The 23,394-nt window shown below is 50.3% G+C and carries 20 protein-coding genes and 1 tRNA gene; 14 read left to right on the top strand and 7 right to left on the bottom strand.

What is annotated here, in order from left to right; all coding sequences use genetic code 11:
* Window positions 1-31 precede the first annotated feature (31 nt).
* The gene (gene tsaD / locus ACFOE0_RS05425) at window positions 32-1,045 is read right to left on the bottom strand and encodes a tRNA (adenosine(37)-N6)-threonylcarbamoyltransferase complex transferase subunit TsaD (RefSeq protein ID WP_248935118.1); all 1,014 of its coding nucleotides are present in this window, start codon (window positions 1,043-1,045) and stop codon (window positions 32-34) included.
* A 357-nt stretch (window positions 1,046-1,402) separates the two neighbouring features.
* Between tsaD and rpsU the strand changes: the two genes are divergently transcribed.
* From rpsU to ACFOE0_RS05395, 6 genes are all read left to right on the top strand, one after another.
* A complete protein-coding gene (gene rpsU / locus ACFOE0_RS05420; protein WP_006080725.1) occupies window positions 1,403-1,618 on the top strand; it encodes a 30S ribosomal protein S21 in 216 nt (71 codons plus the stop codon).
* Window positions 1,619-1,625: 7 nt separating this feature from the next.
* On the top strand, window positions 1,626-2,069 hold the full coding sequence (locus tag ACFOE0_RS05415) for a GatB/YqeY domain-containing protein (protein ID WP_115135840.1): 444 nt from the start codon (window positions 1,626-1,628) through the stop codon (window positions 2,067-2,069).
* A gap of 171 nt (window positions 2,070-2,240) precedes the next feature.
* Entirely contained in the window at window positions 2,241-3,965 is a 1,725-nt protein-coding gene (gene dnaG / locus ACFOE0_RS05410; protein WP_248935119.1) for a DNA primase, read from the top strand.
* A 150-nt stretch (window positions 3,966-4,115) separates the two neighbouring features.
* Window positions 4,116-5,957 carry an RNA polymerase sigma factor RpoD gene (rpoD, locus tag ACFOE0_RS05405; RefSeq protein WP_248935120.1) on the top strand — a complete coding sequence of 614 codons (1,842 nt, stop codon included), beginning with the start codon at window positions 4,116-4,118 and terminating at the stop codon, window positions 5,955-5,957.
* A gap of 194 nt (window positions 5,958-6,151) precedes the next feature.
* Window positions 6,152-6,228: transfer RNA gene (locus tag ACFOE0_RS05400), tRNA-Ile, on the top strand.
* 212 nt (window positions 6,229-6,440) lie between these two features.
* The gene (locus ACFOE0_RS05395; protein WP_248935536.1) at window positions 6,441-7,016 is read left to right on the top strand and encodes a DUF1287 domain-containing protein; all 576 of its coding nucleotides are present in this window, start codon (window positions 6,441-6,443) and stop codon (window positions 7,014-7,016) included.
* 226 nt (window positions 7,017-7,242) lie between these two features.
* Here ACFOE0_RS05395 and ACFOE0_RS05390 read toward each other — a convergent pair whose 3' ends face one another.
* Window positions 7,243-7,623 carry a hypothetical protein gene (locus tag ACFOE0_RS05390; RefSeq protein WP_248935121.1) on the bottom strand — a complete coding sequence of 127 codons (381 nt, stop codon included), beginning with the start codon at window positions 7,621-7,623 and terminating at the stop codon, window positions 7,243-7,245.
* 336 nt (window positions 7,624-7,959) lie between these two features.
* Here ACFOE0_RS05390 and ACFOE0_RS05385 point away from each other — a divergent pair, with 336 nt between their 5' ends.
* From ACFOE0_RS05385 to ACFOE0_RS05375, 3 genes are all read left to right on the top strand, one after another.
* A complete protein-coding gene (locus ACFOE0_RS05385) occupies window positions 7,960-8,121 on the top strand; it encodes a DUF1287 domain-containing protein (protein WP_380711537.1) in 162 nt (53 codons plus the stop codon).
* 308 nt (window positions 8,122-8,429) lie between these two features.
* Window positions 8,430-9,320 (top strand): transporter substrate-binding domain-containing protein, encoded by an 891-nt coding sequence (locus ACFOE0_RS05380; RefSeq protein WP_248935122.1) that lies wholly within the window; start codon window positions 8,430-8,432, stop codon window positions 9,318-9,320.
* A 3-nt stretch (window positions 9,321-9,323) separates the two neighbouring features.
* On the top strand, window positions 9,324-11,648 hold the full coding sequence (locus tag ACFOE0_RS05375) for a putative bifunctional diguanylate cyclase/phosphodiesterase (RefSeq protein WP_248935123.1): 2,325 nt from the start codon (window positions 9,324-9,326) through the stop codon (window positions 11,646-11,648).
* Window positions 11,649-11,710: 62 nt separating this feature from the next.
* Here ACFOE0_RS05375 and ACFOE0_RS05370 read toward each other — a convergent pair whose 3' ends face one another.
* A complete protein-coding gene (locus ACFOE0_RS05370; RefSeq protein ID WP_248935124.1) occupies window positions 11,711-13,132 on the bottom strand; it encodes an aminotransferase class V-fold PLP-dependent enzyme in 1,422 nt (473 codons plus the stop codon).
* Window positions 13,133-13,417: 285 nt separating this feature from the next.
* On the bottom strand, window positions 13,418-15,652 hold the full coding sequence (locus ACFOE0_RS05365) for a TonB-dependent hemoglobin/transferrin/lactoferrin family receptor (RefSeq protein WP_248935125.1): 2,235 nt from the start codon (window positions 15,650-15,652) through the stop codon (window positions 13,418-13,420).
* Between the two features lie 478 nt (window positions 15,653-16,130).
* Here ACFOE0_RS05365 and ACFOE0_RS05360 point away from each other — a divergent pair, with 478 nt between their 5' ends.
* Together ACFOE0_RS05360 and ACFOE0_RS05355 are read left to right on the top strand one after the other, a co-directional pair.
* Window positions 16,131-17,069, top strand: a complete 939-nt coding sequence (locus ACFOE0_RS05360) for a DMT family transporter (protein WP_248935126.1) — start codon at window positions 16,131-16,133, stop codon at window positions 17,067-17,069.
* 421 nt (window positions 17,070-17,490) lie between these two features.
* Entirely contained in the window at window positions 17,491-17,823 is a 333-nt protein-coding gene (locus ACFOE0_RS05355; RefSeq protein ID WP_248935127.1) for a hypothetical protein, read from the top strand.
* A 50-nt stretch (window positions 17,824-17,873) separates the two neighbouring features.
* Here the strand turns inward: ACFOE0_RS05355 and ACFOE0_RS05350 are convergent, their stop codons facing one another.
* Window positions 17,874-18,644: a phosphatase PAP2 family protein gene (locus tag ACFOE0_RS05350; protein WP_248935128.1), complete on the bottom strand. Its 771-nt coding sequence runs from the start codon at window positions 18,642-18,644 to the stop codon at window positions 17,874-17,876.
* A gap of 93 nt (window positions 18,645-18,737) precedes the next feature.
* Window positions 18,738-19,655, bottom strand: coding sequence for a LysR family transcriptional regulator (locus tag ACFOE0_RS05345; RefSeq protein WP_248935129.1), 918 nt, complete (start codon window positions 19,653-19,655; stop codon window positions 18,738-18,740).
* 174 nt (window positions 19,656-19,829) lie between these two features.
* Between ACFOE0_RS05345 and ACFOE0_RS05340 the strand changes: the two genes are divergently transcribed.
* The 3 genes from ACFOE0_RS05340 to ACFOE0_RS05330 all read left to right on the top strand — a co-directional run bounded on the left by ACFOE0_RS05340 (window position 19,830) and on the right by ACFOE0_RS05330 (window position 21,962).
* Window positions 19,830-20,354 carry an NADPH-dependent FMN reductase gene (locus tag ACFOE0_RS05340; RefSeq protein ID WP_248935130.1) on the top strand — a complete coding sequence of 175 codons (525 nt, stop codon included), beginning with the start codon at window positions 19,830-19,832 and terminating at the stop codon, window positions 20,352-20,354.
* 192 nt (window positions 20,355-20,546) lie between these two features.
* Window positions 20,547-21,554 carry a hypothetical protein gene (locus ACFOE0_RS05335; RefSeq protein WP_248935131.1) on the top strand — a complete coding sequence of 336 codons (1,008 nt, stop codon included), beginning with the start codon at window positions 20,547-20,549 and terminating at the stop codon, window positions 21,552-21,554.
* 69 nt (window positions 21,555-21,623) lie between these two features.
* The gene (locus ACFOE0_RS05330; protein ID WP_248935132.1) at window positions 21,624-21,962 is read left to right on the top strand and encodes a DUF1904 domain-containing protein; all 339 of its coding nucleotides are present in this window, start codon (window positions 21,624-21,626) and stop codon (window positions 21,960-21,962) included.
* A gap of 106 nt (window positions 21,963-22,068) precedes the next feature.
* Here the strand turns inward: ACFOE0_RS05330 and ACFOE0_RS05325 are convergent, their stop codons facing one another.
* Window positions 22,069-23,295, bottom strand: a complete 1,227-nt coding sequence (locus ACFOE0_RS05325) for a dicarboxylate/amino acid:cation symporter (protein ID WP_248935133.1) — start codon at window positions 23,293-23,295, stop codon at window positions 22,069-22,071.
* Between the last annotated feature and the right edge of the window lie 99 nt (window positions 23,296-23,394).

Below are 23,394 nucleotides of genomic sequence, written 5' to 3'. Positions count from 1 at the left end.
GCGTCGTTTCTAACTATCAATTCACTTTGGATTACACTGCTTCAAGGCTGTCCAAAGGCCATCTTGGCTGACCTTTTACTGCCAGTTCTTCAATCTGTCCGGCCTTCAGTCGCTGCAAACCGGCATAGGCAATCATGGCACCGTTATCTGTGCAGAACTCACCTCTTGGGTAGTACACCTTACCGCCAATTGACTGCATCAGTTCTGCCAGGCCTTCACGCAAGCGGACATTGGCACTCACGCCCCCGGCAATCACCAGACGCTTATGACCGGTTTGCTTAAGAGCACGACGACACTTGATAGCCAAAGTGTCCACCACAGCCTCTTCAAAGGCACGGGCGATATTGGCCCGGGTTTGTTCATCATCCGGCTCTTGAGCAATGGTGTTGGCCGCAAAGGTTTTCAAACCTGAGAAGCTGAAGTCCAAACCCGGTCTGTCAGTCATAGGACGGGGGAACTTATACTTGCCACCTTCACCCTGAGCGGCCAGCTTAGCCAGACGCGGACCACCTGGATAATCCAGCCCCATCAGCTTAGCGGTTTTATCGAAGGCCTCACCGGCAGCGTCATCAATAGACTCACCCAGCACTTCGTACTGACCTATGCCCTGAACATCCACCAACATGGAGTGGCCGCCGGAAACCAACAACGCTATAAACGGGAACTCAGGCGCATCATCTTCCAGCATGGGTGCCAGCAGGTGCCCTTCCATATGATGTACGCCTACAGCAGGCACACCCCAGGCGTATGCCAGCGAACGACCTACACAGGCACCAACCAGCAAGGCACCAATCAGGCCCGGCCCCTTGGTGTATGCCACGCCGTCGATATCTTCAATACGGGTACCAGAGTCAGCCAATGCCTGACGAATAAGCGGAACGATCTTGCGGACATGGTCTCGGGAAGCCAATTCAGGCACCACGCCACCATAGTCGGCGTGCAGCTTAACCTGACTGTACAGGGTGTGGGACAGCAGCCCAGCCTTGTCGTCATAAATGGCGATCCCGGTTTCATCACAGGATGTTTCTATACCTATAACCCGCATTGTGTCTCATCTTTCCGTTATTAAGGGCTGCCAATTCTACCTGCACTCGGGATTTGGCACCAGCCCCAGGAATATCGCAGAAGAAGTCACTGAATTGGCCAGATCGGGTGACTTTTTTGAAGATTTTTATCAACGACCAGACTATACTTCCGCCGTGCGAGATCAGGATGTTAATTTCAGCGATCAATATCCGCACTGACTGTTTGCCTGGGAGCCCTTGGGGGTTTACATCCGGGCATGGTTCAGTATAAAATTTCGCACCATTTTAAATCTTGTTAAACACTCTTGGTGAGGGGTCCGGTCATCAGACAGGAAGTTCCGAACCAATACAAACTTCCACCTAAGGGGTGATGGCGTATGCCAATTATTAAAGTACGTGAAAATGAACCATTCGACGTAGCTCTGCGTCGTTTCAAGCGCTCTTGTGAAAAAGCTGGCATCCTGGCCGACGTGCGTGCTCGTGAATTCTACGAGAAGCCAACTACTGCTCGTAAGCGTGCAAAAGCTGCTGCAGTAAAGCGTCTGGCTAAGAAGCTTTCTCGCGAAAACGCTCGTCGCGTACGTTTGTACTAATCCCGCTATGAGCCTTATAGATCAGCTGAAAGCCGACATGAAAGCGGCTCTGGTTGCCAAAGATAAAGTGCGACTGGGAACGATTCGTATGGCACTGGCCGCCATCAAGCAGATTGAAGTGGATACCCGCGAAACTCTGACCGATGACCAGGCCATAGCTGTCTTAACCAAAATGGTGAAGCAACGCCGTGATTCTATCGCTCAATATGAAGCGGCAGGTCGCAGCGAGCTGGCTGACAATGAAGCAGCAGAGATCAAGGTAATTGAATCTTTTCTGCCGAAGCCTCTGACTGAAGAGGAAGTTGCTGCCATTATTGATGCAACAATTGCTGAAGTTGGCGCATCCTCCATGGCGGACATGGGCAAAGTAATGGGAGCACTGAAAAACAAAGTGCAGGGTCGGGCAGATATGGGAGCCATTGGCGCTCAAATCCGCGCGAAGTTGCAGTAACTGTGATTCAGTGTACGAACAAGCCGTGCTTATGCGCGGCTTGTTTGTTTATCAAAAGCTGTCCGAGATGTTTCGCTTATATAACCGGACACTCCTGTCGGGAGTCTCTCGTTATACAAGTCTGCATTCATTCTGGTTTCCGAATTAGGTAACGGGTACGTAAGACGATCCATGGCAATCCCCCGCGATTTTATTAATGAACTGATCGCCCGCACTGACATTGTCGAGCTGATCGATCGCCGCGTGCCGCTGAAAAAAGCCGGCAAGAATCACTCTGCCTGTTGCCCGTTCCACAGTGAAAAATCACCATCATTCACTGTCAGTCGAGACAAGCAGTTTTATCACTGCTTTGGCTGTGGTGCCCACGGCAATGTGATCGACTTCCTGATGGAATATGACCGTTTGGAGTTTGTGGATGCCATTGAAGAGCTGGCGGGCCAGCTGGGTGTAGAAGTGCCCAGAGAGCAAGGCGGCAAACGCCGTGATGACGGCCTGAGCCGTGACCTCTACCAGTTAATGGAAGAGGCCAACAACTATTATCGCTCTCAACTTCGCAGCCACAACGACAGACAAAAGGTATTGGATTATCTCGACCTTCGTGGCCTTAGCCAGGAAGTGGTCGACAAGTTTGGTATCGGCTTCGCCCCAGATGGCTGGGATGGTCTGTTATCCCGCTACCGCAATAACCAGGACGCTCAGGATAAACTGCTGACCGGTGGCATGTTGATTGCCAAAGACAGTGGCAGCCGTTATGACAGATTCCGCGACCGCCTTATGTTCCCTATCCGGGATCGCCGAGGTCGGGTGGTTGGTTTTGGTGGCCGGGTATTGGGTGAAGGTACCCCCAAGTACCTTAACTCGCCGGAAACCCCCATCTTCCATAAAGGCAATGAGCTCTATGGCCTTTATGAGCTGAAACAGGCTCACAGAGATCCACAGAAGGTGCTGATCGTTGAAGGCTATATGGATGTGGTGGCACTGGCTCAATTTGATGTCGATTATGCGGTGGCCTCACTGGGAACATCCACCACAGCAGATCAGTTCCAGCTACTGCTGCGTAATGCCAAAGAGGTGATCTGCTGTTATGACGGTGACCGTGCAGGGTTTGATGCAGCATGGCGTGCATTGGAAACCGCCCTGCCCCTGCTGAAGCCGGGTGACCAGGTTAGGTTTATCTTCCTGCCCCAGGGCGAAGACCCGGATTCACTTATCCGCCAAATCGGTAAAGACGCTTTTGAAGAGCTAATCAGCAATGCCAAAAGCCTTGAGGCATTTCTGTTCGATACCCTGACTGAGCAGTATGGTACGGACAAGGGCAATTTTGCTAAGCAAGCAATTGTCTTAATTGAAAAAATTCAGGATACTGTACTACAGAACCTGCTGCTGGAGCAGTTGTCGCACAAGCTGGGCATGAATAATGCCGACGACGTCAAAAAGAAGCTTGGCTTTAACGCCAAGCCTCAGCAACCTATGTCGTCCAATAAAGGCTTGAAAGGTCGCGGCACGCCGTTGCGCCTGGCTGTAGCTCTATTGGTACAGCATCCATCGCTGGGAGAAGGGCTGCCCCCTCAACCGGCTATAGAACACCTGCAGATGAGCGGCATTGACCTGCTGCTTGAACTGCTGGCATTGACTCGCGAAACCAGATTCAACACCGCCCAACTACTTGAACATTTCAGAGAGCACGCCCAAGCGCCTGCCCTGAAGAAACTGGCTCAGTGGGAGCATCAGGTAGCGGATGAAAATCTGCAACAAGAGTTCAGGAAAGCCCTGATCTGGTTAACAAACCAGTATATCGAACAAAGATATCAGGAGCTGAGTCTGAAACAGACTCATACTAAGGAAGAAAGGATCCAGCTAAAGAAGCTGATCTCCGTCATGAAATCCCGGGCTTAAGCCTCTGGCAAAAAACCGGATAATTTCAGGACTGGCACAGGGATGCGTGCCCAAGTATAATCGATCATTTGCACGGCAATCAGTACCGGCTTTTGCCCGCCAGCGTGTGATTCGTTGTAAGTAAACAGTTACCCAACTTGGATGATATCTATGGATCAAACTCCGCAGTCGCAACTTAAATTGTTGCTCGCCAAAGGTAAAGAACAAGGTTATCTAACCTATGCAGAAGTGAACGACCACTTACCTGCAGATATGGTCGATTCTGACCAGATCGAAGATATTATCCAGATGATAAATGACATGGGTATCCGCGTGTTTGAAGAAGCACCGGACGCCGATGACATGATGATGTCGGAAGACAACACAGACGAAGATGCAGCGGAAGAAGCAGCAGCAGCCCTGGCCACAGTAGAAAGTGAGCTGGGCCGTACCACTGACCCTGTGCGCATGTACATGCGTGAAATGGGTACTGTGGAGCTGTTGACCCGTGAAGGCGAGATCGTAATCGCCAAGCGAATCGAAGACGGTATCAATACTGTTCAGAGCTCAGTGGCCGAATACCCACAGGCCATCGCCATGATCCTGGAGCAATTCGACCAGTTTGAAGCCGAAGAGCTGCGCCTGTCTGATATTATCTCTGGATTTGTAAACCCTGATGAAGATGACGTCGCGCCAACGGCGACTCACATCGGTTCCGAATTGTCCGACGAAGAGCTGGACGATGAAGACGATGATGATGAAGATGATGACGATGACGACAGCGATGACGACAGCAACAAGGGTCCTGACCCTGAAGAAGCTCGTGAGCGTTTCGGTCAGCTGCGTGCCGCCTATGAATCTGCACTGAATGTGATCGACACCAAAGGTCGTGACCACCCAGAATCTATCCGTGCCCTGTTTGAAATCGGCGAAATCTTTAAAGAATTCCGTCTGGTGCCAAAGCAGTTTGACCGTCTGGTCAAGAGCATGCGTGAGATGATGGACCGCGTGCGCGTTCAAGAGCGTCTGATCATGAAGCTCTGTGTTGAACAAGCCAAGATGCCTAAGAAGAACTTCGTTAAGATCTTCACCAACAATGAAAGCAGCCTGGATTGGTTCAGCGCCGAAATGACCGGCGGTAAGTCTTACTCCGAAGGCCTGAAAATGGTCGAGGAAGATGTACAGCGTTGCAGCGCTAAACTGAGCGCCATTGAAGAAGAGACTGGCCTGTCTATCTCCTCTATCAAAGACATCAACCGTCGTATGAGCATTGGTGAAGCCAAAGCCCGTCGCGCCAAGAAAGAGATGGTTGAGGCTAACCTGCGTCTGGTTATCTCTATCGCCAAGAAGTACACCAACCGTGGTCTGCAGTTCCTGGATCTGATCCAGGAAGGTAACATCGGTCTGATGAAAGCGGTAGATAAGTTCGAATACCGTCGTGGTTACAAGTTCTCGACCTATGCAACCTGGTGGATCCGTCAGGCTATCACCCGCTCTATCGCGGACCAGGCCCGTACTATCCGTATTCCGGTGCACATGATCGAAACCATCAACAAGCTGAACCGTATTTCCCGCCAGATGCTGCAGGAAATGGGGCGCGAGCCTTCTCCTGAAGAGCTGGCTGAACGCATGATGATGCCGGAAGACAAGATCCGCAAGGTACTGAAAATCGCCAAAGAGCCTATCTCCATGGAGACACCTATCGGTGACGATGAAGATTCGCATCTGGGAGATTTCATCGAGGATACTACCCTCGAACTGCCGCTGGACAGCGCGACTTCTGAGAGCCTGAAGCAGGCCACTCACGAAGTTCTGGCCGGTCTGACCGCCCGTGAAGCCAAAGTACTGCGTATGCGTTTTGGTATCGATATGAACACTGACCACACTCTGGAAGAGGTAGGTAAGCAGTTCGACGTTACCCGTGAACGTATCCGTCAGATCGAAGCCAAGGCTCTGCGTAAACTGCGTCACCCAAGCCGCTCAGAGATCCTCAAGTCCTTCCTGGACGAGTAATCTTAAGCCGGTTTAACAATCAGTCCTGAATTGGATTTTTAAAAGCCCTGCACTGCAGGGCTTTTTTGTGTTCACTCGCTCGGCAACCCCTGGTTAACAGATAATCAATTGAACCAACTTACCGAATTTCAACGCATTTCACGGGTGACAAGGGGTTTGAAACTTCGTATACTGCCAATCGCTCGAGAGAGCACGGCCCCTTAGCTCAGTTGGTTAGAGCACACGACTCATAATCGTTAGGTCCACAGTTCAAGTCTGTGAGGGGCCACCATATTCCAGAAGGCCCGTAGAGAAATCTACGGGCCTTTGTTCGTTATGAACTTATCAAACTCTCTTCGGGCAACAGCCCTTTTTGATACCCCTCTATTCAATACCTTTTCACGATATCAATCAGGCAACAACAAGCTATACATTGGTTATTAGTAGACTCGTCCAACCTATCGAGAGTGTATGAGCAGATTAAAACACAATGCATTTATAACTATGGCTCTGTTTGCCTTATTAGGATTGGCCAGCAATCAGGCTCTCGCGGTGAACGCTGAGCAGCTGGTTGCCGCCGCCCATGAACGTACAACCCATGATGTGACCTATGATGGTGCTTACCATACAATCCCCTATCCTCTTGGCGACGTCCCTTCCGATATCGGAGTATGTACCGACGTGGTCATTCGCAGCTACCGGAGTCTGGGGATTGATCTACAACAGTTGGTACATGAAGATCTGAAAGCCAACTTTAATCTGTATCCATCCAGGCGTATTTGGGGATTAAACGCCCCAGACACCAACATAGACCACAGACGGGTACCTAACCTGCAGACCTTTTTCAGTCGTCATGGGGAAAAACTTGCTGTCAGTGACCGGGCTGAGGATTACTCCCCCGGAGATCTGGTCACCTGGAGGGTGACTGGGCCACATATAGGTATTGTCACCGACAAGCTTTCCAACGATGGTAAGCGGCCATTGATAGTGCACAACATAGGCCGGGGGCCGGTACTGGAGGATATGCTGTTCGACTACCCCATTACCGGTCATTACAGGTATCTGCCGAAAACAGAGTAAGCCCTGACCAAATGCTGTTGTTTGAAAGTTCTCAGTGACTAAGGAAATTACGTCCGTTCGTCACTCATGCATCGTGACAACATACGTAGAAAGAAGATTTGCCTATATCTATACCGATGATGTTACGCTTCATAATGGTTCGCCTCTTTAGTTTGTAACCTCCTAACCTTACGGTCTGGAGGTGAAGCAGACCATCTAAAAAAAACCTCACAAGGAGGGTTTAACATCAATTGGTTGCACACCTGGCGTTGAACTTGTCGACCAGTTCATTGAATCTATCAATGGACGCTTGATACTCGTTGCTCTTTTGCTGGTATTCAGCGCGTCGCATTTTCATATTATCAACTGCAGCATTGTATTTTCTTACAGCCAGGTTATAGGCTTTGGTGTCGCCAGCTTCTTTGTCACGCGCCATTGCTTCAGAAAACCTGTCAATGGAAACCTGGGCTCCCCTTACTCTTCGTTGCGCAGTGTTGTACCCGTCCTCGGCATAACTAACTTGGCCTTCAGCACGCTCAACCTTTTCAAGCAATGTTGGGCAATCATCTGCGTAAGCTGATGCCAGAGGAAGGAAGGCAATCGCGGCCAGAATACTTTTGAATTTCATTTAAATGCTCTCAGTGACTCACTGTAAATTACGTCCGCTCGACACAAAGGAGATGCTGAACATTAACATCGTCTTTGAGTGACGAACTAAATAGATTAAATCCATTTAGGTTACCTGGCGTCTGGGAACTCACAGACAACAATTAACGGCACCTTACAAGCAGCTTCCAGCTGGGCGCAGTGTATACAATGCACTGCAATATCAGTCAATCCAGAACCCAATCCTTATCCCGAAAAGCTCGACCAGTAATCATTTCAAGAAAATGACCAGCGTTCCTGAGTTAATGACATTCGACACATCCTGTGGCTTGCGAGCTGGCGAAACCATAGTGGTTCGATGTCACTCAAGACAGAGTCAACTGGGTTGAAACCCGCATTGTATATGCGCGGCACGCGCCCACTGACAGTGCACAACATAGGCCGGGGTCCGGTACTGGAAGATATGCTGTTCAACTACCCCATCACAGGACATTACAGGTATCAGCCGAAAACAGAGTAAGCCCTGACCAAATGATGCTGCAGGAGCAATAGATATTTGCTCCTGTGGTGGCCGCAAAAACGATGCTCAGCTTAACCAGATACCGCCGGTGGAGTCGGAAGATTGTTACCTCGCAAACACAAGCCAGATCCCAAATATTGACCTAACCAGCATATTCCTAACTGTTTGGCTAAAAAACGGTCCACCTCAGATTGTGTGTGAAGTGCCTGCGGGTATACTGCTGCTACAGTTTCGTACTCCGCTATCCCATGACCAGATATATCGCTAAATCAGGGGTTGGAGGACTGCTAACAAGCATATGGATATGTATGGTGCTGGTTCTGAGTGGAACAAGTACTGCTTATGCTGCCCGGGATCTGGCAGATATCAAGGAAGAAGGCGTCCTGCGACACATAGGCGTTCCCTATGCCAATTTCGTGACTCAGTACACTGAGGGCAACAAGGTTGTTCACAGTGGTCTGGATATCGAGTTAATGCAGCTCTTCGCCAAGTCTATTGGCGTCCAATATGAGTTTATTCCAGCCACCTGGAATAATGTCTTTGGTAAGTTGACCGGTACCAATGGTCAGTTTATCGATCACAAGGTGATGATAGGCTCCAATCAGGCCATTGAGGGTGATGTTATGGCCCACGGCGTCACGATTCTCGACTGGCGCAAAGAGCTGATTGCCTTTTCTGATCACTATTTCCCTTCTGCCGTCTGGCTGATAGCCCGCCGAGATTCCCATCTGCAACCCATTACGCCTTCTGCCAGTCTGGATACAGATATCAAGGCCGTCAGACAGTTACTGCCTGGGCTGCAGGTTCTGGCAATGAAGCAATCCTGTCTCGACCCGGACTTGTACCGCCTGTATGACACAGGGGCAAACGTGATTCTACCCACCAAGCAGTTGCAGTTGAATGAAATGGTGCCGGCCATGCTCAACGATGAAGCGGAGACGACACTGCTGGACGTGGCTGATACCCTGATCGCACTTGAGAAATGGCCCAACGAGATTAAAGTGATCGGCCCTATCTCTCCTGAACAGCTCATGGGAGTCGGCTTTCGTAAAGACTCTCCGGAGCTGCGCAAAGCCTTTAATGAGTGGCTGGCTAAAATCCGCGCCGACGGCACCTTTAATCGACTGGTGCAAAAATATTATCCAGGCGTATTCCACTATTACCGTGACTACTTTACACGCTACGGCCTATCTGAGTAATCCATGAAACTTTTGAAGCGTATTAATGGCCGGACTGCCATTATCGTAGCCGGTGGCTTGCTCACCGCCTACCTGGCTCTGATCCTGACAGTCACCAACCTGGGACAGAGCAAACTTGAGGAATCTCAGCGGCAATCTCTGTCGCTGAAAATCCGCAACTATACGGACAATCTCAGCTTCTTCTTCGATGTCAGCCAGCAAAACCTGGCTAACCTGGCTTCCAATCAAGCCACCACCACCTACTTTGCCAACCTGGCCGCCGGTATGTCAGTTAAATATGGCCTGGGTTCCAGCCTGTTTAACCTGGAGCAAACCATAGGTGGCTATATGCACTCCAGTAAGATAGATAACCTGCCCATCTATAAGCGGGTGCGGGTAATTGGCCTGGGTGGCACCAGTATTATCGATACCGGCGATGGACTAATGCCGCCTGGCCCGGCCGTACCATTAAAAGAGATGGAACACCACAGACAAAAAATTGAAATCAGCAAAACAGAGTCTGGCTTATCCATTAATCTGCTGCACACCATCTATCATCAGAACAAACCCGTGGCCGTACTGGTCGCAGAGGTCAATAATGATGTGCTGATTTACCAGTTGTCGATTCAGGAACACAAGAGCAGCAAGAGTTGCCTGTCATTGCTGACGCCTCTGGGCGGCATCAAGGTATGGAATACACTCACCCCGGATACACCGGTATTGGTATCTCCCCCTCAAGCTATCTCCGCCAACACCCAACTTATCTATCTGGAAAAACTGGTCAAAGGAACGCCATTTAAACTGATCAGCTGGTACGAACCGGTCAACAATCAGGACATTTTTACCTCCACCTGGTTTATCGCGGCAATCTCACTGCTGGCGGTACCTGTGCTGGCCGGTCTGGTCTTCCTGATGCGCGTGTATAACGCCAACCTGGTGCTGCAAACTGAAATAGCTGTGGCAGCTGAGCAACAGAAGAGCCTGGCGGAAAAGAACGTGCTGCTGAGTCAGGAGGTCGATAAGCGACGCGCGTCGGAGATGGAACTCGCCTTCCGCGCCGCCCACGACGACCTGACCGGGCTGGCCAATCGTCAGGCCGGTATGGCAGCGCTGCAAAGAGCCATAGATAAGGCCAATGTCAGTGGCAACTCTGTACTGGTGATGTTTCTGGATCTGGACAACTTTAAGCAGGTGAATGACACAGTCGGCCACCATGCCGGAGACAGGTTACTTATCCAAACCTCGGAGCGACTGCAGAGGGCCATTCGCCACACTGATACCCTGGCCCGCTTCGGCGGCGATGAGTTTATGCTGATCATTCCCGAGTTATCCGGGCAGGATGCCGCCCGGGTACTGGCTCACGGTATACTCTCGCTGTTTGAGGAGCCATTCAATCACGATGGACAGGAGTTCTTTGTCTCCACCAGTATTGGCATGGCGATGTATCCTCAGGATGGCGATACTCCGGCCAACCTGCTGAAGAAGTCAGACGCCGCCCTCTATCGTGCCAAAGAGACAGGCCGCAACGGCTACAGCTTCTATGATGCCAATATGAACCAGGATCTGCAGCGTAAGCTGGCATTGAATGTGCGTCTGCATCAGGCGATTACCAATGATGAACTGGATGTTCATTACCAGCCTATTGTCGACCTTAAAACCGGGCAAATCGTGGCTGCTGAAGCCTTGATGCGTTGGACAGACAGAGAGCTGGGCTTTATCTCACCGGCAGAGTTCATTCCACTGGCTGAAAAGAATGGGTTAATCCACAGACTGGGCGACATAGTGCTGCAACAGGCGTGTCGTCAGGCAGCGCAATGGCAAGCCCTTGCGCCTTTGGCCATTGCCATTAACTTCTCCAGCGTCCAGTTCCGCCAGTGTGAGCAATTACAGCAAAGGGTTCTGCAGGTACTGGCTGAAGTTGGTCTGCCCCCTGACAGGTTGGAGATGGAGGTGACTGAGAGTATCTTTATCGAACAGGATACCTGTCTTATCAATACCCTGAACCACCTCAAGTCGGTTGGGGTGCAGCTGTCCATCGACGATTTTGGTACTGGTTACTCCGCCCTCAGTTACCTGCAGAGGTTCTCTTTCTCCAAGCTGAAAATAGACCGCAGCTTTATTCAGGGCATGACAAATAACGTCGCCGACCGCAGTCTGGTCAATGCCATGTTGGCCATGGCCAAGTCCCTGGATTTAAAAGTGGTGGCAGAAGGGATTGAAGAGCAGCCTCAAGCTGACTACCTCAATCTTCTGGGGTGTGAATATGGTCAGGGGTATCTGTTCAGTCGTCCGTTAAGCGCGGCGGAGTTTACGCAACTGCTGCAATCCCAGACACTGCAAATCGCCTGATTGGTAACATCAAATAAGCAAAAGGCCCGCATCTGCGGGCCTTTTCAATGATATCGCGGTAATTACGCCATTTGACGGTAAACGCGCTTCATCGCCTTCACCAGACCAATGACATCTGCTTCATCGTGGAACAGGTGGGTAGAGATACGCAGAGCATAGGTATCTACCGCATCTTCTGGGTGCAGTTTGAAGTTGGTGGTACGGATGATGTAACCATGCTCTTCACGCAGACGGTCGCGGAACTCTGTCAGCATCACACCATCAGTCTTATCCCAGAATGGGTTGATGGTAGTCAGACCTGAAGACAATTCGCGTACATCAGGGGCATAGTAAGTCGCATCGCTGTCAAACGCGCTTTGCAGCTCCTGCTTACACAGGGCGCTCAAGTCCAGAATACGCTGCTCGATACGGTCACGGCCAATGGCGTCCCACATCTCACAACATTCTACCAGTGCCAGTTTAGCCGGGTAGTTATCCTGACCAACGTACTGCATGCGATTGTGGAAAGCGACAGGGTCATTGTAGGCATCTTCTACATCTGTACCTGCAGGGTAAGAAGAGTTCACAAAGAACAACGGCTGAGGACGGTCTGACCAAAACTCACGCAGACGTTTGGCGCAGTCACGAACGTACAGGATACCGGTAGAACCTGGACCACACTGCCACTTGTGACCGGAACCGGCGTAAAAGTCACAGTCCATGTCGTGGAAGTTCAGATTGAACATACCCGGAGTGTGAGCACCATCAATCAGAGTTGGAATACGGTTAGGAATAGCAACTTCTTTACAGATGCGCTTGGCTGGCAAGGTTACACCAGTCTTGTATGATACGTGGGAGAAGCACAACAGACGTACACTGCTGCCATAATAAGCCACAGCGTCAGCAAACAACTTCACATAGTCATCTGCAGTCACAGTTTCGAAACCTGTGTAGGTTGGCAATTCCAACTCAACAACCTCAACACCGTAACGCTGAGCAACGATCTTCATTGGCATAGCGCCGCCAACATGCTCCTGATTAGTGGTCAGGATCACATCGCCCGGTTCGAAGTTCAAACCATGAATGATGCTGCACATACCGTCAGTAGTGTTGCGGCTCAGGATCAACTCATGGTTATCAGCACCGAAGCTGGCTGCGACTCTGGCTGCCAGCGCCTGAGTCGAAATCTGAGTACCCCACGGGTGCTTGGAGATGTACTCGTTGTTGTCTTCATAGTTTTCCAGCACACGCTCAGGAATAGAGCCTGTAGTGCCTACGTTCATGTAGGTTTCACGCTTGCTCAGAACAAACTCTTTACGTACCTTGCGCCACAGTTTGTGGTCACTGTGATGACGTAAAGCGCTGACATCTTCGCGATAATCATCAGCCAGGGCTACACCCGGCAAAATGCTGCTGCCGGCACCTACCAGCGCAGCGCCGGTAGACAGTTTCAGAAATCCACGTCGGTTTACACCGGCGCCCGCTTTGTTGTTCTTCGATTCCATATTGTTCTCACGCAATAAGTGAAAATTCATCATCCGCCAACGTGATCTGTGGCACGCCAGCACCCGTCCGGGCGTCCTCAATATACAGAGTTCCACTCACAGATGATTGAAGGACTCAAAAATTCGTGAACCAAGACACAGTGAAGAAAATTTAAAGGGTGAGCGTGAGCCCAGCCTTTGACTCAGGTGGGAGAGTATGTTTGGAAATCGGTAGAAAATCGGACAGTTATATCGAATGGACAACAAAAAACCCGCCGCAGCGGGTTTTTATCATAAAAGAAGCTATCAGAAGGTGTAGTTCACACTGATATTGGCGTAACGGCCTGGCTGAGTGTAATCCTCATAGTCTACGCCCATGGAGGACATCAGGAAGGCAGACTGACCAGCCACATCGGCATAGTCCACATACTCTTTATCAAAGATGTTGTAGACACCGGCACGCAGGTTCCAGTTGTCGCTGATACGCAGACCAAAGGTCAGGTCAATCGCAGCATAACCGGCAGTGTTATACACTTCGTTGAAGTCTTCCTTCGGAATACAGATACCCATCATACAGATATCGTCTTCAGCCAGATTGATATCATAGGTACGGCTCATATGGTCGGCCCAGCGCACCACTGCACCGAACTCACCTTCCATACCTGAGATATCTGTATACCAGTTAACACCCACATTACCTTTCAGCGGGCTGACACTGTTGAGGTTCTCACCATTTTCGTCAGTGCCATGGGTATATGAGATGTTACCCCACAACTCAACTTCATCGGTCAACCAGTGGTTAATCTGAGCTTCAGCACCGTATAGTTTCACTTCATCACGGTTGTAGTACTGGTACTTGAACTCCATTGGCATGCCCGGCTTGAAGCTCACATACTGCCAATCGATAAAGTCTTCAGCCAAAGTGTAGAAGGTGGTCAATTCATACTGAGTGTCGGTATGGCTTCCACGCACGCCCATTTCCCAGGTGTGAGACTGCTCAGACTCAAGGTCATAGTTGGCTTCAATAAACACATTGGTCATGCCACCGGCATCAACTTCCAGTTCACCCCACTTCTGGTCCGGGGTTGGCATTTTATAGCCATAGGCGTACTGACCGTACACGCTAACGGAGTCGGACAACTGGTAAACCAGACCCAGCTTAGGTGACCAAAAACTATCATTCATAGGCTCAAAATTGGCTTCATCATATCGATCTTGTAAACCAGCCTTTGCTTGTTCTTTATCTGGTGTATTGCTGAAATAGTCGTAACGCAGACCGGCGATCAGGTTCAGATCACCATCCATCAAAGTCACGTCATCCTGCATAAAGATACCAAAACGCTGGCTGTCGGTGTCTGCGAAGGTGAAAGGGTTGGTTACCTTGCCATTGCGAACATTCTCAACTTCACGATGGCGGGACATGGTAGAGAACTCATAGTCCAGACCATAGGTTATCTGGTGGCCATAGTTATCGCCGCCCACATACTTGCTGAAGGTTGAGTTCAGACCGATACGCTGATCTTCAAAGCTGTAATCACGAACTTCACCCAGGCTGTACTCCACCGGACGGAAAGAGCTGCCGGTATCAAAGATGTCTCTGTGCTCCAGCTGCTCAGTGTGCCCGAAATAAGCAGTCACGGTCAGCGTATCGTGCATATAGGTAGGCTTGCTGGAAACCAGCTGCAGCGCACCGTTAATGACTTCTGTATCACGAACAGTATCAACGCCTTCGTCCAGTTCGCCTTTCTTATCAAACTCATACTCCCAGCGCTCCAGCGTCTGCTCCAGATAGTCCAGAGTCAGCTGCACTGAGGTGTAATCGTTGAAGTGGTACTTGCTTTTGAACAGCACACTGTCCTGTACAAGGTCACTATCTGGCTGGGTGTCAAAGTAGTTTGGCAGCTCTTCACCTTTGCGGTGCTGGTAGGTCAGCAGGTTTTCAAAACCATTGTAGGCAGCTGCACTGGTGAAACCGGCAGAGTACTCGTTGTTGATACCGGCGTAACCTGCATTCATAGACATATAGTAGTCGTCACCCAGCAGGTAGTCAGAAGCATCCTTGGTACGCATCACTACAACGCCACCCAGAGCATCCGAGCCATACATGGTAGAAGCTGCTGCTTTTACCACTTCAACCTGCTTCAGACTCTGCACTTCGGTGAGGCCACGGCCTGTGCCTTCAGCGCCCGGGCCCAGTGGGGAAGCGTACTGGTTATTTACCCGAACACCGTCCTTCACCATCATCACCCGGTTACCACCTATACCGCGAATGGTTACAGCCGTTGGCTTACCGGCACCGCCTTTTACGGACACAGCGGATTCATTGCGGAAAAGGCTGCCGAAGTCATTGCTCAGGGTACGGCCAATGGCTTCTTCATCAATAACCATAATTGAGCCCGCAACCTGCTCAATCTTCTGCTCCATACGGGAGCCGGAGATCACGATCACTTCATCGATTTTTTGGGTTGCCTGCTCCTGGGCCTGAGCTACAAACGCAGCACTTACAGCCATGGCCAGCACACTAATACGCAGCGGATTCATCGTTCACCTTTACCACAAAATGAGAATAGTTCTTATCTGAATATGCGCGTTAGCTTATAGTGGTTCGCGCTCAGATTCAGGCCGGCATGGCGATAAATTGCGCACTCAACAAAAGTGAATTGTGAAAATCAAAAGTGGATCACGAAGCATTAATCTCCGTTCATAAAAATGTCGCAACAAGCAGATACAATCGCCCAGAAATTAATGCAGTGGTTTCGGTTGACACAGGCCTGGATAAGGTCAACTATTAACCGCTCAAGCATTGACCCGAATTAATGGAAATCATGAAACGACTCAACCCCTCAACCAATAACGCTAAGATGACAAACGGTGTCTGCCGTTGGTCCCTTTCGTTGTCGGCCGGTTGGTGTCTGTTTCCCCAAATGAAATAGTTCGTCTCTTCCGGTCGCAGCAAGCGGCCGGAGTCCCCGCCCTTGCTGCCTGTTGTTCAATCGTCATTCAATAGCAAGGAGTCCTGATGCCAAAATCTCAAGATGCACAGATCCCGACAATGGTGCCCTTCGCCTTTATCCTGGGGGTTATCATCTGGTCTACCACACCGCTGGGCATAGTCTGGAGCAGTGAGTCCGTCCATCCCACCATGGCGGTGCTGCTGCGTATGCTGATTGCTCTTACGCTGGGATTTGTGATCATCCTCTGTACCCGCATCCGACTGCCGATGAACTCTCAGGCGTTGAAGCTCTATGCCTTCTCTACCATAGGCATGGTGGGCGGTATGCTGCTGAGCTATTTTGCCGCTCGCTATATTGGCTCTGGCACCATCTCCCTTATCTTTGGACTGGCTCCCATCATATCCGGATTACTGGCGCAAAAGATTCTGGGAGAGCCTGCATTCAGCAAGGTAAGGCTGCTCGCTTTCGCAGTGGCGTTTATCGGGCTGGGGGTAGTGTGTTTTGACCGTTTGGGCACGGGCGACAATGCCTGGGTGGGTATTGGGTTAATCCTGGGGGCAGTGTCCCTGTTCAGCCTGAGCGCCGTGTTGGTTAAAACCGTCAATGTCAGCATTCATCCACTGGCGAGTACAGTTGGTACCCTGAGCATGTCCACGCCTCTGTTTGCCCTGGCATGGGTGGTTTTTGATGGCACATTGCCGGTGGAGACCTGGCAGGCAAAATCCCTGTACGCCATCATCTATCTGGGGATTATTGGTTCACTGGTGGCCTCAGTCGCATACTTCTATATTCTGCAGCACCTGAGAGCCAGCACTGTGACTCTGGTTACACTGATAACACCTGCGTTCGCCATGATGCTGGGTGCCCTGCTAAACGGTGAGTCCATTACCGCCAACCTGTTAATTGGGGCTGGATTGGTATTGAGTGGTCTGAGCCTGTACCAGTTTGGAGAGAAATGCCGCTGGTTGTCAGGAAAAGCCAAACAACCCCATCTTGAGTCATAACCCAAAGCCGCCCAATGGGCGGCTTTTTTGTTTCACCAGTCCCTAGAGGGGCTGTTGACCTTTGAAGATGGTTTTTGCAGCGCTTTGTCGTTGTTTAATACAAAGCAACGCGATTGAAGTGTAGTTGTTCTACATAAATGAGCGTTAATGCAGTAGAAAGCGACGACAAACGCTGCCCGAAGGGCTCGGCTATACGCGCTTTACTCTTTGTTGCAAGGTATTTGCTTAGGCCCCTAGGCTGCACACCTTGCGTCGCAATTAAAGCGCGTCTATCTCGAGCAAAATTCAACCATGAAAGGTCAACAGCCCCTTGGTACTTGCATTAATTTCAAGGAAATTGCATGTTTAAATCATGGTTAGTTTTTCACCATGTGATTGAAAAGCTGCCGGTATCTGGAAATGAGTCACAGAGGAAGTCACCATGAGAATCAAAACCATAGCAGCAATAGTATGCACACTGGCCATCAGCAGTGGCGCAGTCGCCGGGAGCTCAGACTCGTCCAAGAAACTGAGTCAGGGTTATGCCCATATCCTGCCTGCCAGCTCAGTGCTGGTGCATTCCAAGGCGTCCAGCGTTGCCCCCCGTCAATCCGACGAACTGGTACGTTCGCTGCGTGAAGAGTGGTACAAGGATCGTGAAGGTAAACAGTGGTACACCTGGGAAGAAAAGCAGAAACAGGCCGATGGTCACTGGATAGCGATAGGCTCAGGTATCGCCAAAGAGGGCAGCCACAGTTACAAAGCCCGCCCCTGATAACACCAAAACAGCCGCCAAGCGGCTGTTTTTATTACTATCACCAACTGTTAGTTTCTCAGGGCTTTAAACCGCTTCAGCATCAGCTGATAAAACCCCAGCGCCAACAGGATACTCAATGCGGCCAGCAATGCCCCAATCAAGGTTGAAGCCACAACGTCTCTGGGCCAGTGCAATCCCAGTAACATGCGACTGACTCCCATGGATGCAGCCCAAAGGGTTACCAGGGTTGCCCAGCCATAACGGCCACCACTGAACAAAAAATAACAGAGGATCAATCCAAAAGAGACAGCAAATTGAGTGTGCCCGGATGGAAATGCGAACCCCAGCTCGTGTCGCCAATGTTCAGCAATATTATCTGCCAGCATTAGGGCGTCGGCTTCACTGGCCATGGCGCTGTCGATTTGATTAAGTTTGGCCTGCTTACTCTGCAGATAGAAGGCGTCGGCATCAAAACCTTGCCGCTCAGCAAGCCAGTGAATATTGGGTCTTGCCTCCTTAAAGTGGTGCTTAAGCTCATGGTTGAGAATCACCCCTGCGGTCTGACTCAAGCTCACCGCCAGCAGCAAAGGCAAAAACAACGGCATCGGCAGCAATCGCCAGCACACAATCAACACCAGCAGAATAAATCCTATGCCCCAGGGCACAGTGCCCGTCCAGGTAATCCCATATAAAACCTGTGCTGGCGTGGATGACAGGTTCAGCAGCGGAAATAATTCAAGGTCCAACATCCAGCAAATCAGCGGCACACTCAGGATCGCCATAAACGCCAATGCCATGTACCGCAACAACTTGCTCTGCTGTATCAATGCTGTCGCCATAGAATTTACTCACAACCGGAAAAAGCCGCCATTCTGGCACAAACCTGAGTTTGAATGCCTCTGGGTTAGCAATCTTTAATCTTTATCGTCAACTCACCCGGTGAGCTGACGTTGAGGCATCTTCTCAGCCATAAAGTCGATAAAGCACCTCACTCTGGACGCCAGATGCTTTCTTCCCGGATAGACCAGGAACAGCTTAACCTCGGGGGCACGAAAATCCGTCAACAGGCTCTCCAGTTTGCCGCTGCTCAGCTCATCAGTCAGATTAAATGCCGGCATCCGCATAATGCCATCACCTGCCACACACATGGCCAACTCCATCTGCGGACTGTTGGTCAATATTCTGGGAGTCACCCGGACCGGAATATCATCTCCCTCCGGACCGATAAAAGGCCACAGGCTGGGATCCTTCAAATAGGAGTAACAAAGGGTTTTGTGGCGGGCCAGCTCAGAGGGATGAGAGGGTCTGCCGGCTTTGGCAAGGTACTCAGGCGACGCCAGCGTCAAAGTGGGAGAGCTCAGCAAAGGACGGCTAATCAGACTGGAGTCCGCCAGCCCAACGGCTCCCCGAATCGCGACATCGATTCCTTCCGCCACCAGATCCACTTTTCTGTCATTCAGATCCAGTTCCAGCTCAATGGCAGGATAGGTCTGCATAAACTCATGCAGCAAAGGTCTTAAATAGGCCAGACCGAAGGTGACTGGGCAAGACAACCTCAGGGTGCCACTTACCTGTTGTTGCCGCCCCTGGAGCAGATCCCGGGTATCGCTGGCATCCTGAATAATCTGCTCGCAGGTATTGAAGTATGCCTGCCCATCGGGGGTCAGCGTTAAAGACCGCGTCGTTCTGTGAAGCAACCTCACCCCGAGACGGGACTCCAGTGCACTGATCTCCTTGCTGATATACGAGGTTGAATGACCACTGCGTTCAGCGGCCAGGGTAAAGCTGCCTGCGTTTACCACCTCGGCAAAAAGCACCATACCGTCCAGAAGTTTGCTGTCTATTGCCATTTGTTTCCTCTATTGACTGGTTCGCGACCGGCAATCCTTTAAACCCTAAACCAATTACAAGTCATATGGAAATAATTCATATCCAATAAGGCTATTAATTCACAGACGGTTAGCAATTATGCTGTTAATCAATCGAGGCACACACAGCCAGTCCAATTTTTCGGGAGACAGAAGATGAAAATTATCGCCTTTGGAGCCACCAGCAGCCGTCACTCAATCAACAAACAGCTGGCCGCCTACGCCGCCAACCTGGTTGCAGGAGCTGAAGTAGAAATGCTGGATATCAATGATTATGAAATCCCACTGTTCAGCGAAGACAAAGAAAAAGAGCTGGGGCAGCCCCAGTTAGCCAAAGACTTCTACGCCAAACTGGGCAGCGGTGATGCCATAGTGATCTCCTTTGCTGAACATAATGGCTCATACACAGCGGCCTATAAGAATCTGTTTGACTGGACCTCCAGATTGGATCGCAACATATTTCAAGGCAAACCTATGGTGTTGCTGGCAACCTCTCCCGGCCCGGGCGGTGCGCGCAATGTGTTGGCCACAGCCGCCAGTGCCATGCCTCATTTCGGTGGCGATTTGAAAGGTCAGCTATCCCTGCCCAGCTTCTACGACAATTTCGATATGGAGACTGCCACAGTGAAAGCCGGAGAGTGGGATGACAAGATCAAGAGTCTGGTGGCAAACTTGAAGTAATTAACCTTTGTTGTTCAGCTTAAATCATAAATAGCTTGCTAAGGACGCAAGCTATTTAATGTAAATATATAATTTCCATACAGATAACATATCGCCACAATTACATATTCGATATAAAATCATCAGCATTTAGACCTCGCAATAACCAAAAGGACTTAAAAAATGCGTGCGACTATTATGATGTTATCCTTATTGCTCACCAGTGGCTGCGCATCGACCTACAGAGAAGATGCCCGACAACTTAATACCAACTATCTTCAAGAAACCACAGTCATCGCCAATCTCACTGATCGGCATCTGGATGCACAATATGTACAGCAGAATGTACAGGTCGTCGGTGCAGGTGCCATTGGCGGATTGATTGGCGGCCTGGTCAATGCAGGTATGAATGCATACAGCGCCAGCAAAGCGGAAGATACCGTCGAAAAGCTCCGCTCCAGTCTGGGGCCAAAGGCTTTGGAAAACGCCTACGAAGGCCAATACCAACTGCTTATTACCCACTTCCCGGATCTACAAACACGCCCGGTCAAAATTTGGCTTGAGGAACCATCGAAAGGGTTAAGAGGGTCAGGTGTACCCAAAGGAGAAATTGGACTGCTGTTATCGCCACAATATAGCCTGACAGTATCCAAACGACGCTTGCATGTGGAGCTGGAAGCTCAACTTTTCAAGATGCCTGAAGACAGTAAGATGCGCCCTGAAATTTTGTACAAAAACCGCTTTATCTATCAATCATCTCCGATAGAGGCTGCAAACCGATTTCGCTCTGCAGAGGAAATAGCAGCATTAAAAGCAGAATTAGAAGCCAAATACAAACCGCTGCCCAAAGATGATTACAACCGCATCAAAGAAAAAAATAAACGAGCCAAGAAACTCGCCGCTTTGGAAAAGCCGCTGCCTGACCAGGAATATCAAATGCGCCAGGCTGCGTTGTGGCTAAAAGATGATGCCGTCAATCTGAGAAACTACTTCCGTGAGGGGGTGGTTGAGATCTTTGCCATGTTTGCCCATGACTTTGCCAATGTAGACACCAAAGAAAAGTTTGTGCCAGCCAAACCTCAAAAACGCGGTGGCAACCGGGTATGGTCTAACATCCCGGAAGGCCATTTATCTGGAACCTGGGTGTCAATTATAGAATCAGAAGTCCTGGAAACAGCTCTGCCTAACAGTCAAATGCTACATGTGGCGCCAGCCATTTAGTAATTAACCTTTGTTGTTCAGCTTCGGCTTACTTAAAATGCTGGCGTTAAGATAATTGGGAGATTACCTATGCCACACTTCCGTTTCCGTGCCATTGAGGCCGAAGCTGTTCAACGCCTGTCAAAGCCTTTGGTTGATGCACTTGAAGAACTGATGCAAAGCCCACGTCCTCATTTCACCATTGAGCACATTCCAGCGGCGTTTTTCTTTGAAGGTGAAGCCACTGCCGCCTACCCATTTGTTGAAGTACTCTACTTTGACCGTGGTCAGCAAGTGCAGGATGAGATTGCCAGGCGTGTGACTCAGATTGTACGTGACGCCATGGGCAAGCCTGAGCAGGATGTTGCGGTGATTTTCACCAAGCTTAATCCATCAGACTACTATGATAACGGCAGTCACTACGGCTAACCTTTTCGGTTAAACCATAAAAAAACGGCAACCATCCATGGCTGCCGTTTTTTATGGACGGTCGGCAGATAAGCTCACCTTATCTCAACCGCCCATTGCCCTGATTTTATTTGTTTTGGTTTTCCGGGCTAAATTTATCCATGATGATGGCACAGGCCGCGTCACCAGTGATGTTCAGAGAAGTACGAATCATGTCGAATACACGGTCCAGAGCAAACAGCAGTGGCAGACCGTCAATCGGGATACCCGCAGCCAGCAGTACCGCAACCACCAGGAAGGATGGACCAGGTACACCGGCCTGACCAATGGCGCCCAGGGTAGAGGTAAAGATAATTGCCACATAAGCCATCATGGTCAGGTCAACGTTGTACATCTGGGCGAAGAACATAGCCACCAGACCGTAGTAGATCGCGTTACCACTCATGTTGATGGTGGCACCCAGCGGCAGAACGAATGCAGAGGTAGCCTTGGAAACACCCAGCTCTTCCTCACAGGTTTCCATGTTCACCGGCAGAGTCGCCATGGAAGATGCGGTAGACAGTGCCATCACCTGTGGCTTCTTCATTGCAGAGATAAACTGGCGGGCAGACACCTTGGAAAAGGTACGCACAATCAGTGGGAAGAAGATAAAGCCGTAGATCAGGATGGCAACCACAAACACCAGGAACAGCTTGATAACCACTTCCAGCGCCTGGAAGCCGAAGGTGCCCACAGAGTCAGCCATCAGACCGAACACACCAATAGGCGCGATAACCATTACACAGTTAATCATCCATACGAAGGCATCAACCACAGTGTTCAGACCGCTGATGATAGGCTTGGCACCATCACCTTTAACCTTGGTCAGAGCAATACCAAAGAAAATGCTGAATACCAGAATCTGCAGTATGTTACCGCCGGTCAGAGATTCAAACACATTGGTCGGGATCATGCCGATCAGGGTATCAATCACACCCGGCACCTTGCCCTGCTCAGCAGTCACCGTCATCAGGTTGTCACCGTGACCGGTGAAATCCACACCCGCGCCAGGCTTGAATACAGTGCCCATAATCAGGGCCAGTGCCACCGCCAGACCTGAAGTAGCGAGGAAGAAGCCAAAGGTTCCCATACCTATCTTACCGGCGGCAGGGCTGTTACCCAGACTGGCTGCACCGGCTACGATAGACACCAGTACCAGTGGGATAACCAGCATTTTTACCAGGCTGATAAAGATGGTCCCCAGAGGGGCAAAAATCGAAGCCTGCTCACCCATGGCGAAACCGGCGAAGGCACCGATGATCATGGCGATCACCACCTGTACCCCAATGTTCTTGAATATGCTCTGCTTGCTCACGTCTTTATTCTCACTTTTTATGGCGGCTTAACAGTGCCGCTTTTTTGCTGAGGTTAAAGTACCACACTATATTTCACGGGATCTGTGAAACATCACTCC

Source organism: Shewanella submarina (assembly GCF_042646185.1).
In the GTDB taxonomy this organism is placed as follows: domain Bacteria; phylum Pseudomonadota; class Gammaproteobacteria; order Enterobacterales; family Shewanellaceae; genus Shewanella; species Shewanella corallii.
Note: the sequence above shows the minus strand (reverse complement) of the source record. Positions and strands in the feature narration are given on the sequence as shown.